Origin of the sequence: Embleya sp. NPDC005971 (assembly GCF_040629175.1) — a bacterium.
Taxonomy (GTDB): domain Bacteria; phylum Actinomycetota; class Actinomycetes; order Streptomycetales; family Streptomycetaceae; genus Embleya.
The window spans coordinates 43,885-59,144 of the sequence record NZ_JBEXUX010000028.1 but is presented as its reverse complement, the minus strand read 5'-3'; the positions used below and the strand labels follow the sequence as shown (position 1 = coordinate 59,144).

Annotated in this window: 14 protein-coding genes; 3 read left to right on the top strand and 11 right to left on the bottom strand. The window is 71.8% G+C overall.

The window, feature by feature from the left end:
* Positions 1-2 precede the first annotated feature (2 nt).
* The 5 genes from shc to hpnC form a co-directional block, all read right to left on the bottom strand.
* A complete protein-coding gene (gene shc / locus ABZ374_RS24325; protein WP_360314400.1) occupies positions 3-1,916 on the bottom strand; it encodes a squalene--hopene cyclase in 1,914 nt (637 codons plus the stop codon).
* A gap of 4 nt (positions 1,917-1,920) precedes the next feature.
* Positions 1,921-2,949, bottom strand: a complete 1,029-nt coding sequence (locus tag ABZ374_RS24320) for a polyprenyl synthetase family protein (protein ID WP_360314398.1) — start codon at positions 2,947-2,949, stop codon at positions 1,921-1,923.
* On the bottom strand, positions 2,946-4,319 hold the full coding sequence (gene hpnE / locus ABZ374_RS24315) for a hydroxysqualene dehydroxylase HpnE (protein WP_360314396.1): 1,374 nt from the start codon (positions 4,317-4,319) through the stop codon (positions 2,946-2,948). Before hpnE ends, ABZ374_RS24320 begins: the two co-directional genes overlap by 4 nt.
* Positions 4,320-4,408: 89 nt before the next feature.
* Entirely contained in the window at positions 4,409-5,290 is an 882-nt protein-coding gene (hpnD, locus tag ABZ374_RS24310) for a presqualene diphosphate synthase HpnD (RefSeq protein WP_360314394.1), read from the bottom strand.
* A gap of 10 nt (positions 5,291-5,300) precedes the next feature.
* A complete protein-coding gene (hpnC, locus tag ABZ374_RS24305; protein WP_360314507.1) occupies positions 5,301-6,104 on the bottom strand; it encodes a squalene synthase HpnC in 804 nt (267 codons plus the stop codon).
* A 659-nt stretch (positions 6,105-6,763) separates the two neighbouring features.
* Here hpnC and ABZ374_RS24300 point away from each other — a divergent pair.
* A complete protein-coding gene (locus ABZ374_RS24300; protein ID WP_360314392.1) occupies positions 6,764-7,204 on the top strand; it encodes a pyridoxamine 5'-phosphate oxidase family protein in 441 nt (146 codons plus the stop codon).
* Between the two features lie 25 nt (positions 7,205-7,229).
* On the opposite strand, the gene ABZ374_RS24295 is transcribed toward ABZ374_RS24300, so the two are convergent.
* The 6 genes from ABZ374_RS24295 to ABZ374_RS24270 form a co-directional block, all read right to left on the bottom strand.
* Positions 7,230-8,210: an oligopeptide/dipeptide ABC transporter ATP-binding protein gene (locus tag ABZ374_RS24295; protein ID WP_360314390.1), complete on the bottom strand. Its 981-nt coding sequence runs from the start codon at positions 8,208-8,210 to the stop codon at positions 7,230-7,232.
* Positions 8,207-9,175 (bottom strand): ABC transporter ATP-binding protein, encoded by a 969-nt coding sequence (locus ABZ374_RS24290; protein ID WP_360314388.1) that lies wholly within the window; start codon positions 9,173-9,175, stop codon positions 8,207-8,209. Before ABZ374_RS24290 ends, ABZ374_RS24295 begins: the two co-directional genes overlap by 4 nt.
* The gene (locus ABZ374_RS24285) at positions 9,175-10,758 is read right to left on the bottom strand and encodes an ABC transporter substrate-binding protein (protein WP_360314386.1); all 1,584 of its coding nucleotides are present in this window, start codon (positions 10,756-10,758) and stop codon (positions 9,175-9,177) included. Before ABZ374_RS24285 ends, ABZ374_RS24290 begins: the two co-directional genes overlap by 1 nt.
* The gene (locus ABZ374_RS24280; RefSeq protein ID WP_360314385.1) at positions 10,755-11,681 is read right to left on the bottom strand and encodes an ABC transporter permease; all 927 of its coding nucleotides are present in this window, start codon (positions 11,679-11,681) and stop codon (positions 10,755-10,757) included. The genes ABZ374_RS24285 and ABZ374_RS24280 overlap by 4 nt, the downstream gene beginning before the upstream one ends.
* Positions 11,678-12,661 carry an ABC transporter permease gene (locus ABZ374_RS24275; protein WP_360314383.1) on the bottom strand — a complete coding sequence of 328 codons (984 nt, stop codon included), beginning with the start codon at positions 12,659-12,661 and terminating at the stop codon, positions 11,678-11,680. The genes ABZ374_RS24280 and ABZ374_RS24275 overlap by 4 nt, the downstream gene beginning before the upstream one ends.
* A 103-nt stretch (positions 12,662-12,764) precedes the next feature.
* Positions 12,765-13,454: a biliverdin-producing heme oxygenase gene (locus tag ABZ374_RS24270; RefSeq protein ID WP_360314381.1), complete on the bottom strand. Its 690-nt coding sequence runs from the start codon at positions 13,452-13,454 to the stop codon at positions 12,765-12,767.
* A gap of 416 nt (positions 13,455-13,870) precedes the next feature.
* On the opposite strand from ABZ374_RS24270, the gene ABZ374_RS24265 reads away from it, so the two are divergent.
* Both ABZ374_RS24265 and ABZ374_RS24260 read left to right on the top strand, forming a co-directional pair.
* Positions 13,871-14,575, top strand: coding sequence for a neocarzinostatin apoprotein domain-containing protein (locus ABZ374_RS24265; RefSeq protein WP_360314379.1), 705 nt, complete (start codon positions 13,871-13,873; stop codon positions 14,573-14,575).
* 52 nt (positions 14,576-14,627) lie between these two features.
* Complete coding sequence (locus tag ABZ374_RS24260) at positions 14,628-15,242, top strand: neocarzinostatin apoprotein domain-containing protein (RefSeq protein WP_360314377.1); 615 nt, start codon at positions 14,628-14,630, stop codon at positions 15,240-15,242.
* Positions 15,243-15,260: the final 18 nt, after the last annotated feature.

Below are 15,260 nucleotides of genomic sequence, written 5' to 3'. Positions count from 1 at the left end.
GTTCAGCCCGTCGTCTTGGCGTACCGACCGAGCGCCATCACGGGGAAGACGAGCCGGTACATGTGGTACTTGATGTAGAAGTCGCCGGGGAAGCCGGTGCCGGTGAACTGCGGCTCGTCCCACCCGCCCAGCGCGTTCTGATGGTCGGTCAACCAGTCGATGCCACGCTGCGCGACCTCGCCGAACTCGCCCGCCGCGTGCAGCGCCAGCAGCGCCCACGCGGTCTGCGACGCGGTGGACTCGCCGCGCCCGGACCAGGTCTCGGCCAGATCGTAGCTGCGCAGATCCTCGCCCCAGCCGCCGTCCGGATTCTGCCGGAGCTCCAGCCAGCGCACCGCGCGCCGGATCGCGGCATGCCGCGGATCGACTCCGGCCGTCACCAGCGCCGGCACCACCGCGCCGGTGCCGTAGACGTAGTTCGCGCCCCAGCGGCCGAACCAGGAACCGTCGCTTTCCTGATGCTCCATCAACCACTTGACGCCGTCCGCGACATACGAGCTGTAGCGGGCGCCGCCGTCGGCGAGCATCTCCACGATGTGCGCGGTGACGTCGGCCGAGGGCGGGTCGGTGACCGCGCCGAAATCGCTGAACGGCAGCTTGAGCGGCAGAATGCTGACGTTGTCCGCGTCGAACGCCCCCCACCCGCCGTCCTTGCTGCGCATCCCGGCCGTCCACCGCTCGGCCCGGTCCAACACCGCGTCCTTGCGCGCGCCGTCCGGGTGGTCGGTGTAGCGCAGGGCCATCACGATCTCGGCGGTGTCGTCCGTGTCCGGGTACCAGTCGTTGGCGAACTCGAAGGCCCAGCCGCCCGGTTCCAGGTCCGGCCGCTGCACCGCCCAGTCCCCGACCTCGCGGATCTCCTCGTCCATCAGCCACCCGGCGGCCTTGACCACGCGCGGGTCGGACGCCGGAACTCCCGCGTCCCGCAGGGCGACCAGGGTCAACCCGGTGTCCCACACCGGCGACTGGCACGCCTCGAACCTGCGGCGCGGCAGGCCGTCCTCGTCGGTGTCCACGATGGTGAACCCGTCCAGGCCCTTGATGCCCTGGGCCATCACCGGGTGGTTGAGCGGATAGCCCATCAGCCGCAGCGCGATCAGCGAGTAGACCCACGGCGGCTGGATCCCGCCCCAGCCGCCGTCCGCCTCCTGACGCTGCACGATCCACTGCGCGGCCTTGCGCCGGGCCGCCTGCCGGAACGGCTTGAACGGCACCTTGTGGTACTGGTGCAGCACCGCGTCGAGCGCCCGGAAGACCTTGGACCACGGATCGTCGGCGGCGGGCCGGCCCCGCACCGCGGCGCTCGGGCGCAACTCGGCCAGGTCGAACGGCGCGGGCCGCACCGGGCGCATCGAGCTGACGATGGTCAGCGGCACGATGGTCTGCCGGGCCCAGCAGGCGAAGTCGTAGACGTTGAGCGGAAACCACTTGGGCAGGTGGATGATCTCCGGCGGCAACACCGGCAGGTCGTCCCAGGACCACCAGCCGAAGAAGGCCAGCCAGAACCGGGTGAACACCCGGGTGTTGGCGATGCCGCCGCCGTCGCGGATGAAGGCGGCGGCGGCTGCCATGTGCTTGGCGTCCGGGTCGTCGCCGGCCAACTTGAGCGCGACGTACGCCTCGACGGTCACCGAGAGGTCGGCGGGACCGCCGAAGAAGGTCGCCCAGGTGCCGTCCGAGCGCTGGTTCGCGCGGATCCACCGGGCGCCGGCCGCGGTCTGCTCCTCGGTACGGATGCCCAGGAACTCCCGGAAGAGCAGATCCTCCGCGTCCATCGTGACGTTGGTCTCCAGCTCCCCCTTCCACCAGCCCGCATCGTCCTGAAGCTCCATCAGGTGGGCGACGGCCCGGTCCAGCGCGCCTTGGAGCCTGTCGTCGTGGACGTCGCCGATTCCCGGCTGGTCGAGCACTGTCATCTCTTCACAACTCCCGAGTGGTGGTGAAGGCCGCGAGTGAGGTCAGGTCCGTGTAGGTACCTTGCGGGACGTCCAGGGAATCCAGGCAGGCCATCGCCTGCTCCAGGTGCCGGGCCGCCTCGGTCTCGGTACGGGCACGTCCGCCCGCCTCCTCGACCAGGCGGGCGGCCAGGGCCAGTCCCTCCTCGTTGCGCGGTCCCTCGTCCGTGTAGATGCGCGCCAGCTCGCGTCCGGCGGTCGTGTCGCCGGAGAGGGCGGCGACGACCGGGACGGACTTCTTGCGCCGGCGCAGGTCGTTCCAGGCGGGTTTGCCGGTCACCTCGGGTCGCCCCCAGATGCCCAGCAGGTCGTCCACCGCCTGGAAGGCGACGCCGAGGTGATGCCCGAAGCCGTACAGCGCCTGCACGGTGCGCTCGTCGGCGCCCGCGAGGGCCGCCCCGATCGCCGACGAGCAGGCCAGCAGGGCCCCGGTCTTGTTGCCCGCCATGGTCAGGCACTCCTCGACGGTGACGTCGAGTCGGGCCTCGAAGGACAGGTCCTGGGACTGCCCGTCGATCAACCTGGCGGTGGCCTCGGTGAGCAGGCGGGCGGCCCGATCGCCGTCCGCGTCGTCGGCGTCCATCAGGACCTGTTCGGCCAGCACGAGCAGGCCGTCGCCGGCCAGCACGGCCAGACCCGGGCCGAAGACCTTCCACGCGGTGGGCCGATGCCGGCGTTCCTCGTCGCCGTCCATCAGGTCGTCGTGGATCAGCGAGAAGTTGTGCACCAGTTCGACCGCGACGGCGCCGGGCACACCCACCCGGGTGGACGCGCCGACCGCCTCGGCGGAGAGCAGCGCGAGTGCGGGGCGCAGTGCCTTGCCACTGTTGCCGGGCAGCTCGCGACCGGCCTCGTCGGCCCACCCCATGTGGTACGCGGCCACCCGGGCCAGCGGTGGTTCGAGTCGGGCCGTCGCGACCCGCAGCGCGGGGCGACTCGCCTCGCGCGCGCGATCGAGCACGGCGGGGGCGATCGATGCGTCGGCGAGCGTCATAGCGGCGTCGTCCTCTCCGGAATGGCACGGGTTCGGCCGAGATACGGGAGGGCCTCGTGGGCGGCGGAAAGGCCGCTGCGCACGGCACCCTCCATCGTCGCGGGCCATCCGGTGGCGGTCCACGCCCCGGCGAGGGCGAGACCGGGGAGCGCGGTCCGGGGGCCGGGACGAAGCCGGCCCGAACCTGGGGCGGGACGAAAGGTCGCGGCGCGTTCCTTGGTCACCACGAACCGCTCGACCCGGGCATCCCGGGCCGAGGGCAGCACGCGCGCCAGCTCCGGAACGAACCTATCCCGCAGTTGCGCACTCGTCAGGTCGATTTCCCGACCCGCCGCGGACAGCGACACCGCCACGTAGCGGCCCGCCGCCAGACCGTGACCGGCACTGCGGTCGAACATCCACTGCACCGGGCCGCCGATGCCCGCGGCGAGCGGGACGTCCAGCACCGGCCGGTCGTAGACCACGTGCAGGTTCACGATCGGCGAGGTGCCCAGCCCGGCGAGCAGCGTCGGGTCGGCGGGCATGTCGCCCAGCAGCAGGGCGCCCGGGGGCAACAACCTGGCCGCGTCGTAGTGCGGCACCGCCAGCACCACCGCGTCCGCCTCGAAACGTTCGCCGCCCGCCACTATCGAGAAGCCGCCGTCGCCGATGTCGAGCGTGTCCACCCGGGTGCGCAGGTGTGTGCGCACGCCCGCGCGCGCCAGCGCGCGAGTCGCGGCGTCGCCGTGCAGTTCCTGGAGCGGGACCAGGCTCCAGCCGATGTCGGCGCCGTCGTTGCGGTCGAGCACGCCGGTGCGGAAGACCTTGACCGCCATCGCGAGCGACGCCTCGGTCGCGGGCAGGTTGAGCGTGGCGATGCCGATCAGGTCCCACATCGCCTCGCGCTCGCGGGCGGTGACGCCGAAGCGGTCCAGCCAGGCGGCGAAGGTGAGCTCGTCCAGGGCCGGGTCGGCCGGATCCAGCTTGCGCAGGGCGAGCGCGGCACGGCCCACCCGGGCCCGGCCGGCCATGGTCAACAGCGGGTAGCGGGCCAGCGCGGAGGACAGGTGCAGCGGGGCGGGCAGGGCGGAGCGGCGCAGTCGGGTGCGGGTGCCCCAGGGGGTGCGCACCGGGACGTCCATCCGAGGTTGCAGGTAGACCTTGTCGGCGCTGCCGATCCGCTCCAGGAAGGAGATGTACTCGGTACAGCAGCGCAGGAAGACGTGTTGCCCGTTGTCGAGCCACATGTCGTCACGGCGCAGCGAGAACGTCGCGCCGCCCAGTCTGGGCCGGCCTTCCAGGAGGGTGACCTCGACGCCGGTGTCGGCGGCGGCCAGCGCGGCGGTGATACCCGCCAGACCGCCACCGATCACCACCATGCGTGCGCTCATGCCTTGCTCCGTACCCACGTGATCAATCCCTGTACCGGCCCCTGCGGCCGGCTTGCCGAGCCGGCCCCGGGCCGGTCATCGATCGACGTTCACCGCCTGCGCGCCAGCAGCGAGTGCGCACCGACCGGCAGGCCGGCGAGTGCGCGTGTGGCGATCTCGGCCTTCTCCCAGTTCGGGAGGGAGAGCCGACCTATCAGCACCTGGCCGGGTTCCTCCACGATTCTGGTCAGCAGTCGGCGGTAGATGCCCGCCATCGCACCGGTGCTGGCGGCGCTGCGCCGGTCGAGCAGCGGGAGCAGGGTCAGTCCCCGCTCGAAGAGTTGCTCGGCGCGGGCGCCCTCGAAGCGGACCAGATCCTCGAACGCGGCGCTCTGGGTGAAGCGCCCGTCCTTGTGCCACGCCTCTTCGAGGCCGAACTTGGCCAGGTCCTCGCGCGGCAGGTAGACCCGGCCGTTGTCCTTGTCCTCCTTGATGTCGCGGAGGATGTTGGTGATCTGCAACGCGATGCCGAGGGTGTCCGCGAGGTCGGGCGCGTGCAGCGCGTCGCGCGAGCCGAAGATGCCCAGCGAGAGTCGGCCCACGGTGCCGGCGACGCAGCGACAGTAGACCCGCAGCTCGTCGAAGGTCTCGTACTCGGTCTCGCGCACGTCCATCTCGACGCCGTCGATCAGCTCGTCGAGCGCGGCCAGCGGGATCGGGAATCGGGTCGCGGCGTCGGCGAGCGCGACCGCGACCGGATCCCGATCCGCGCTCAGGTCCTTGAGCTGCTTGCGCATCCGGGCCAGCTCGGCGATCTTGCGATCCGCGGGCAGATCGCCGTCGCCGATGTCGTCGATCTCTCGCGCGAAGGCGTACACGGCGCTGAGCGCGAGGCGCTTGGGCTCGGGCAGCAGCCTGATGCCGTAGTAGAAGTTGCGGGCCTGATTGCGGGTCAGGCGCTCGCAGTACGCATACGAAGCGTCGACGTCCATGGTTCCCCTTTTACCTCTTTCGTACCAGTACGCCGGACAGCTCACGCAGCAGGGTGGCCTTCCGGGGCTTCGCCCGGTCGGCCAGGACGTCGAAACCGGCGTCCTTGATCGCGGCCACGGCCGCTCGTCCACCGGCCACGAACCCGGCGATCGCGAGGCGCTCGCGCCCTCGCAGTGTCCGTGCGAGCGGTGCGCCGCAGCGCAACAACCGCGTCGCGCGGTGTGTCTCGTAGGCGATCAGTCGCCGCACCGCGGGGGTGGCGGTCGGTGCCGCCAGGTCCGCCTCGGTGACGCCGAACCGGTCCAGGTCCTCCTTGGGGAGGTAGATCCGGTCGCGTTCGAGATCCTCGGCGACGTCCTGGAGGTGCTCGACGATCTGCAGCGCGGTGCAGATCTCGTCGGAGCGGGCCACGCGTTCCTCGGTGGCGCGCCCGAAGACGTGCAGCACGAGCCGGCCGACGGGGTTCGCGGACAGCGCGCAGTAGGCGGCGAGTTCGTCGTACGTCGCGTAGCGGCGCACCACCTGGTCCTGCCGGTTGGCCTCGATCAGGCCCAGGAACGGTTCGATCGGCAGGTCGAGTTCGCGCACGCTCGGTTGCAGCCGGCGCAGCACCTCCAGCTCGGGGGTGCCGGTGAACACGCGGCGCAGGTCGCCCTCGAAGGCGTCGAGCTGGGCGACCCGGTCCCCCTCCGCCTCGTCGCCGATGTCGTCCACCAGGCGAGCGAAGCCGTAGACGGCGAGCAGGTGGCGCCGGTGGTCGGGACGCAGGATCCCCATCGCCACGGGAAAGTTCTCGTGGCCGGCCTGGCGCATGACCACGTCCGGGTCGATGACCGAGGCGTCGATGCCCGCCGTGTCCTCGTCGCCGGCGCCGGTTGTGCGCTCTGGACCGCGGGAATCACTCCCCATATCTCTCCCTGGGCCCCCGAAAACATTCCCAACATTACAGTTGGCCAGGAATTCGTGCCGTCCCGGTCGGTCTGACGGTTCAGCTTGCCCGATCGAAGTCGGATCGATCAAGCACCGAGAACACGCGTGTCATAGCTCACCCGGACTTTTCCTTCGCGAAACACTTTTGTTATCACCGCGCGCCTCTCGCGGACCCCCGCCGATCCCCGTACCACTCAGGACGTCCGGCATGCCCGGGCGGTTTCCGGGCACCTGAGGAGGTTTCGTCTCCCGATCCCCTCCCTGCGGAGTAGTACGGAGTTCCGCCTTCCGCATGAGGAGTACGGCGATTATCCGTGCGCAATGGACCAAGTGGGGTCGATAAAGCGAGTGGCCGGCGAAATGTTGATCAACTTTCCGGATTTGCGGAATACCCGGAGGATAGCGGTGCGCGCCGACACGCCGCCGTACACCGAATCGATACCCGAATGCGCGGGCCCGGTCGACCCCGGTCGCCTAACGGTCCACACATCCGGGACTTTGGCCCCTGCTCGGGCCGGCCGCGCGCGGGCACCCTGGGGGGCATGCCGCACGACACGAACCGAGATGCCCGGGCGTCGCAGCAGCTCGCGCCCGCGGACGCGCTGGCCCTGATGGCCTCGGTGCCGATCGGTCGGGTCGTGTTCAGCCTGGCCGCGCTGCCCGCGATCGTGCCGGTGCACTTCCGCTTCGACCGCGGCACGCTCGTCTTCCGGCTGGTCGGCGACGAACGGGTGCGCGCGGCGCTGCACGACTGTGTGTGCGCGTTCGAGGCCGACGCCTACGACCGGCGCGAGCGCAGCGGCTGGACGGTCACCGTCACCGGCCGGGCGCACTGCGTGCCGGACCCGGACGAGGCCGGTCGCCCGGCCCGGGTGCCGCCCCGGGGGTGGGACTCGGGCGAGCCGCGACACTTCTTCCGAATCACCCCGGAGGTGGTCGTCGGGCGCCTGCTCCACGACACCGGGCGACCGCTGCCGGTCTGAGCCGCCGCCCGGGCCGCACCGCGCTTCACCGAGGGTGGTGGCAGGCCACCTCGACCTCGCCGAGCAGCTCGGGCACCGGGCGACGCTCGGCACACACCTCGGTCGCGAACGGGCAGCGCGGGTGGTACCCGCAGCCGGTCGGCGGCGCCGAGGCCGAGGGCACCTCGCCGACGATGCCCGCGCCCAGCGCCGCCGCGCTCGCCCGGCCGGTCCGCTCCGGGTCGGGCACCGGCACGCTCGCGAGCAGCAGCTCCGGATAGGGGTGCCGAGGGCTCGACAACACCCGCTCGGCCGGACCCGACTCGACGATCCGCCCCAGGTACATCACCGCCGCCCGGTCGGCGAGCCGTCGGGCGATGTCGATCTCGTGGGTGATCACCACGATCGCCAGGTCGAGTTCGGTGCGCAGCCGCAACAGCAGGTTGACCACCGTCGCCTTGACGCTCGCGTCCAGACTGGCGGTCGGCTCGTCCAGGACCAGCACCCGCGGGCGCACCAGCAGGGCCCGGGCCAGCACCAGGCGGGCCAGTTCGCCGCCGCTGACCTCGCCGGGCAACCGGTCCAGGTGATCCGGGCTCAGGCCGACCCGCGCCACCATCGCGAGCACCAGCTCGTCCCGCTCGGCCCGGTCGGCGCCCAAGCCGTGCACGCGTAGCGGCTGGTGCAGCGCGTGCCGCAACGTACGACGCCGGTTGAACGCGGCGCGCGGGTTCTGCGTGACGAGTTGGATCAGCCGCCGGTCGGCGGGCGTGCGGTCGGCGGACAACACCCGGCCGGCCACCGCGACCGTGCCCGAGGTCGCGGTGTCCAGGCCCGCGAGCACGCGGGCCACGGTGGTCTTGCCGGAGCCCGACTCGCCGACGACGGCGAGCACCTCGCCGGCCGCGACCGTGAACGAGACGTCCTCGGCGGCGGGCACCACGCGCGGCTCGGCCCGGCGCCGGCCGAACGGGGCGGGCAGCACGAACCGACGGGTCAGGCCGTCCACCGTCAACAACCCGCTCACCGGTCCGCCTCCCGATCCACCCAGTGGCAGCGCACGTCGCTCGCGCCGTGCCGGGCCGAACCGGGCATCCGCTCGCCGCACACCTCCAGCACGTGCGGGCAACGCGGCGCGAACGGGCAACCGGGCAACAGGTTCGCGCCGTCCGCGCTGCCCTCCACCGCCCGCAGCGGCCGGTCCGCGGGCGTGGTCGCGGGCATCGCGGCGATCAGCGCCCGGGTGTACGGGTGCCGCGGCGCGGCGAAGAGTTCGCGCACCGGCGCCGTCTCCACCAGCCGTCCGCCGTACATCACCCCGACCCGATCACAGATGGTGGACACCACCGCGAGGTCGTGCGAGACGTAGACGACGGCCAGGCCGAGCTTGTCCCGCAGGGCCAACAACAGGCGCAACACCTGCGCCTGCACGGTCGCGTCCAGGGTCGTGGTCGGCTCGTCGGCGAGCAGCAGCGCGGGCTCGTGCGCAAGCACCGCGATCGCGATCACCACCCGCTGGAGCTGGCCGCCGGAGAAACTGCCGGGCAGGTCGCGCGGGCGGTCCAGCACCGGGCCCAGGCCGATCCCGGTCAGCGTCTCGCGCACCTCGACGTCGTCCAGCCGATCGCCCAGGTACCAGCGCAGTTGGCGCAGCACGGGGGTGGTCGGGGCCAGCGAGGTCATCGGCTGCTGCGGTACCAGGGCCAGCCTGCGCCCGCGCACCCGGCGCAGTTCCCGTTCGCGCATCGCGGCCAGGTTCGCGCCCTGGAACTCGATGCCGCCCGTGCGCGTCGCGCCGTCCGGCAGCAGACCCATCAGGGCGGTGCACACGCTGCTCTTGCCGCTGCCGGATTCGCCGACCAGGCCCAGGATCTCGCCGGGCGCCACGTCGAAGGAGACCCCGCGCACCGCGGGCACCGGCCCGGCCGGGCCGCGATAGTCGACGTCGAGATCGCGCACCCGCAGCAGCGGCACCTCGCTCGCCTGCGCCATCACACGAACCGCAGGTGTTGCGGGTCGAGCCGGCTGATCCGCAACTTCCTCGGGTCCAGCGGGGACAGTTCGGTGCGCTGGGCCAACGCGAGCTTGGGGTAGACCGGCGGGGTGATCACCGCGTCCTCGGCGAGCAGTCGGTCCACCCGGCCGAGCGCGGCCGCCCGTTCGGCCTGGTCCGAGGTCTGCCAGATGGTGTCGATCAGCTTGTCCACCTCGGGATTGGCGTAGCCGCAGGAGAGCACGTTGGTGGAGCCGGCGGGCGCGAGCGTCAGGTAGTTCGCCGGGCCCGAGGTGAAGCCGGAGGAGAACGTGTTCATCAGCATGTCGTAGTCGCGCGAGAGCCACTTGTTCGACCACGGCCCGCCCGCGAGTTGCTCGATGGTGACGTCGAGGCCGATCTGCTTCCAGCCCGCCACGAGCACCTGGGCGATGTCGCGGATCCCCTGGTTGGTGCCGATGGTCACGGTGAACGAGCGCTTGGTCGTCCTGGCCCGGGCCAACAACGCGCGGGCCTGCTCCAGGTCCGGAGTGGGCGCGAACGGCTTGAGGCCGGCGTCCCAACCGAGTTCGGCGGGTCCGATCGGGCCCTGGCCGATGGTGCCCTCGCCGCCGTAGACCCGTTGCAGCACGCCCTGGCGGTCCATCGACAGCGCGACCGCCTTGCGGAAGTCGGGGTCGGCGAACGGCTCCTTCTTCATCATCACGTAGCTGAGCACGTCCAACGGCGCCTCGGTGAGCACGAGCGCGAGCGACTTGTCCTTGCGGATCGTGTCGAAGGTGGCGAAGGACGGCGCGGTGATCAGGTCGACCTTGCCCTGCCGCAGGCTCAGCACGCGCGTGTTGGCGTCGGCGAACACGGTGTACTGCATGCCGGCGAACGCGGGGCCGGCGCCGCCGGAGTACTGGCCGCCGTGGTAGCGGTCGAAGCGGGAGAGGGTGAAGCTCTGGCCGGCCACGAACTTGTCCAGCCGGTACGGCCCGGTGCCCATCATGGTGTCCTTGCGGGCCACGAAGTCGCGGTGGGTGATCGGCAGGTTGGTCAGATGCGAGCGCAGCAGGCCGTACGGCTTGCTCAACACGATCCGCACGGTGTGCTCGTCGACTTTCTCGAACCGGGAGAGGTAGCCGAGCATGTAGGTGATCCACTCGCTGCCGGCCGCGAGGTCGAGCATGTGCGCCAGGGTGGCCACCACGTCGTCGGCGGTGAACGGGCTGCCGTCGTGCCACAGCACGCCCCTGCGCAGCCGGATCGTCCAGGCCAGCTTGTCCTCGCTGATCTGCGGTTCGCCGTCGGCGAGCAGCGGCACCGAGGCGAGCTCGGCGTCGTAGCCGTACAGGCTTTCCATGATCGGCTCGGCGATCCACCGGGTGATCTCCGAGCCGGAGTCCAGCGGGTTCAGGCTGCTCGGCGCGGACGCGATGCCGATCCGCAGGACGGCGTCCTTGTGCCGATCGGCCGCCCGCTTGGTCCCGGAGGAGCTCGAACACGCGGTGAGCACGCCCACGCCGCCGGCCGCCGCGAGCGCGGCGAGGCCGAGGAAGCCTCGGCGGTTCGGGCCGACTGTGCGCACCGGGGTCACTGGGTCTCCTTGGGAGTGGGGGTTGTCGGGTGAAGGTGCCCGCGAGCGTGCCCGGCGGCGGAGCCGGTCGCGGCGGTGCGCGATCGGCCGGCGCCGGCCGTCTCGCCGAGCAGGTTGAAGCCGAGGATGCCGAGCACCAGCACGGTGCCGGGCAGCGTCGCGTACCACCAGTCGCCGCCGATGAGTTGCCCGCCGGCGTCGGCGATCAGGTTGCCCAGCGTGGCCTGCGGGGGCGCGACGCCCAGGCCGAGGAAGCTCAGGCCCCCCTCGGCGAAGACCGCGATGGCCATCGCCAGCAGGGCCTGGCCCAGCACCGGCGGCCAGACGTTGACGAGCACCTCGCGAAAGAGGATCTCCCGGGTGGGCACCCCCAGACCGCGCAGGTTGGCGACGTAGTCCTCGCGCATCTCCACCACCGTGGCGCCGCGCGCGACCCGGGCGAAGTAGGGCACGAAGCCCAGCGCGATGGCGAACGCGACGCGCGGCCCGTTGCCGACGGTGACCGGACCGAAGTGCATGTCCGCGGTGCCCATCAGGCCGATCAGGAACATCACGAAGACGAACTGCGGCAGCGCCTGCAGGGTCTCCACCGAGCGCATCAGCACGCCGTCGAGGCGACCGCCGTGCCGGTATCCGGCGAGCACACCCAGCGGCATGCCGATGGCGACCGCGAAGCCGATCGAGGTCAGGCAGATCCACAGCGAGGTCCAGGCGCCCTCGGCGGTTCGGGCCAACAGGTCGCGGCCGAGGTGGTCGGTGCCGAAGGGGTGCGCGAGCGAGGGCGCCTCCGGGCCGGGGGTGACCAGCGCGACGGGGTCGCCGTGCAGTCGGCCGACGGTGGCCACCAGGAGGTAGAGCACGACGCAGGTCAGACCGACCCAGCCGGCCACGCCCGGGCGCGGCAGGCGCGGGCGGGCCCTCACGCGGCCCGTCCGAGCTTGTCCCGGGTGACGTCGGCCGCGGTGCGCGGGTCCACGAGTGGGTAGAGCAGGTCGACCACCAGGTTCAGCAGCAGGAAGATCGCCGATGTCGCCACACAGGCGCCGAGCGCGAGCGGGTAGTCCTGGCGCTGGAACGCGGTGACCATCAGTTGGCCGATCCCCGGTATCTGGAACACGTTCTCGATCAACACGGTGCCCGACAGCAGCCCACCGATCAGTACGCCGGCCACGGTCAGCGTCGGCACGAGCGCGCCGCGCAGCGCCACCCGGCGCAGCGTGAGCAACCGTGAGCCGCCCATCGCCCGGGCGAACAGCACGTGGTCGGAGGCCATCGCGTCGGCGAGCCCGCCGCGCAGCGAGCGGGTGAGCATCGCGAAGGTGGCCAGTCCGAGCACGATCGCGGGCAATACGAGCACCTTGAGGTTGGTCGCCGGGTCCTCGGTGAAGGTGACGAAGCCGCCCGCGTTCGGCAGCAGGTCCGGATGGCTGTCGCCGACCACCACGAGCGCGACGACGGCCAGCCAGTAACCCGGCAGGGACATCGCCAGCACGCCGAGCACCCGGGTGCCGTGGTCGAGCACGCCACCTCGGCGCAGCACCGACCAGGTGCCCAGCAGCATGGCCGGGAACACCGCGAACACGAAGGCGAGCAGCCCCAGTTCGAGCGAGATCGGCAGCGCTCGGCCGATCTGCTCGGCGACCGAGGTGCCGTCGTAGAGCGAGGTGCCGAAGTCGCCGCGCAGCGCGTCGCCGACGTAGTCGAGGTACTGCGTCACCAGCGGCCGGTCCAGGCCCATCCGGTGCTCGACCGCGGCGCGGGCCACCGGATCGGCCGCGACCTGCGGCGCGAGCTGGTTGACCGGACTCACCGGGGACGCGTGCAGCAGCAGGAACAGGCCGGTCACGACGGCAAACATCACCACGACGACGCCCAGGACGCGCCGCACCAGGTAGTTCGTCATCACTCTCCCGCCGATCCGATGCGCCATCCATTGTCGGACGGCGCATCGGACGGTGGGCCCCCGGGGCATGCGACGGTGGCGGAACCCGCTGTTCCGCCCCCGATCAGGCGGTCTTGCGGAACCGCTCCAGGTCGTTGCCCAGCTCACGCAGTACGGCGCTGTTGATGTCGTACGCGAACAGCACCTCCTGGATCACCAGTTCCTGCTCCTGGGCGTCCCACGGCGCGTTGTTCATCGCCGCGCGGTAGGCGTCCTTCCACACGGTCAGGTCGCCGAGCCCGTCGAAGACGTAGAAGTCGCTGCCCTGGGTGCCGGGCAGGTCGTAGTGCTTGCGCATCTGCTTGGCGATGAACTGGCCGCCGGACATGTCGCCGAGGTAGCGGGTGTAGTGGTGGGCCACGAAGCCGCCGGCCCAGTCGTAGCACTTCTCCCGCATCCGGTCCGCGTAGCGCACGGTGGCCTCGTTCGCGGGCCACTCCTGCTTCCAGTTCTCGCCCGCCAGGAAGAGCAGGTCGGCTTCGAGCACGGCCCGGCGGTCCAGTCGCGCGTCGGCGAACGGGGCGCCGATCGGGTCGTTGCGCATGGTGTCGGCGGCGTCGTCGAGCACGACGTAGGCCCAGTAGTGCTGGGCCACCATCGCGGTGTACGCGTCCCGGGTCAGTTCGCCCTTCATCAGCGCCTCCAGGAAGCCCGAGCCCTCGGCTTCCTGGTGGAAGGCCCACGAGCGCTTGCGCAGCGACTCGGCGAAGGTCGGGGTGGCACCGGCGGTTTCGGCGGTCTCGGTCGTGGTCATGAGGTTTCCCCTAGGTGCGACAAGATCTACCGAACACGCACGAATGGTGCGGACGGTGCGAACTGTGATGGGTCAGGCGGCATCGCCCGTGCGGATTCGACACTTCGCCCAGGGCGCAGCGTCGGCAGCGATTCGGGTCGCCGCCCGTTTCCGCTGGTCCTCGCAGTCTGTGTGGCGCCATGCGGTGCCGTCAATAAGTTACCGACAACTTGTCGGCACGTTGTCGGCAGGGTCACGCTCCGGCCGACTCGGCGTCGGCGGCCGGCACCGGCCGGCCTCGCAAAGCGGGCCGACCGCTCGATCGGGGCCGCCTTTCGGGCACCCCCCGACTGCTTCGCCGGTTCGCCCCGGTCTTAGGATAGCCTCACCTCCAATCATTCCGTACGCAGTCGTACGGTCGGCCCAGGGGAAACAACGTGAGCCCAGCCCGCACCGGACGCCTCGGCGTCACCGCCGTCGCGTCGCTCCTGCTCGCCTGGACGCTCGCCGGCCCGGCGGGTCCCGCGCACGCGACCGGTACCCCGGCGGCGGGCCAAGCCACCCTGACCGCGGCCAAGACCACCGGACTGGACCCGGCGGGCGACGTGGTCAAGCTGGTCGGCAAGGGCTTCGCGCCGGGCGTGCGGCTGTTCATCCTGCCGTGCGACCCCGCCCAGGGCGCGGGCCGCGCGTGCGACATGGGCTCGTTCTCCGGCCCCACCGAGGCGGACGCGACCGGCTCGTTCAGCGCGGACGTCAAGGTCGCCGCCAAGTTCGGCGCGGTCGACTGCCTCAAGACCCGGTGCGCCATCGCCACCTCCAACTCGGCCAACGGCAAGGACCGGACGCAGGAGGTCTACCTGCCGATCGGCTTCACCGGCGAGGCCCCGGGTCTGCCCGCGAGCCCGCCGCCGGCCACCGCCGCGCCGCAGGCCGGCGCGCCCGGCGCCGGCGCGCCGCCCGCCGCGGCGCCGAAGACCTCGGCCGCCGCGCCCGCCGCGCCGAGCAACGACGGCGCAATGGCCGAGAAGACCGACGACGACGACAACACCGGCCTGATCATCGGGCTGGTCGCCGCGGTCGTGGTGCTCCTGGTGATCGTCGGCGGCGTGCTGGTCAAGCGCCGCCGCCCGAGCGCCTGACCCGCGGCCTCCCCCGATCCACCGAGCTCCTTCCAGCTTCCGGAGTCCCCACATGCACAAGTCCCGTACCGCCGCGGCGCTCGCCGCCACGGCCATCGCCGGCCTCGGCCTCACCGCCCTCGCCGCCGCCCCCGCCTCGGCCGCCGACGCGCCGACGATCGCCCTGTCCAAGTCGACCGGCCTGGCCGCCGGCGGCGAGGAGATCACCGTCACCGGCAAGGGCTTCAAGCCGGGCAAGGGCGTGTACATCGCGCAGACCGTGGCCAAGCCCGGCGGCGTGCCGACCCAGTACGGCAACGCCGGCTACGTCCCGCAGGTCGGCCCGGACGGCACCTTCTCGGTCAAGATCAAGCCCACCCAGAGCTTCGAGGGCAAGGACAAGAAGAAGGTCGACTGCGCCACCACCGCGTGCTTCGTGGCCACCTTCAACGACCACACCGACATCGCCAACCGCGACCAGGACGTGTGGGTCCCGGTGGCCTTCGGCGCCGCCGCACCGGCCGCCGCGACCCCGCAGACCGGTGCCACCACCGAGGCCGGCGAGCCGAAGTTGCCGAAGACCGGCTCCTCGACCACGCAGCTCGGGTATGTGGGTGCGGGCATGCTGGTGATCGGCGTGGGCGCGGTCGCCGCGTCCCGTCGGCGCCGCGACGACGCGCGCGCCTGATCACCTCGGCCATCCCAC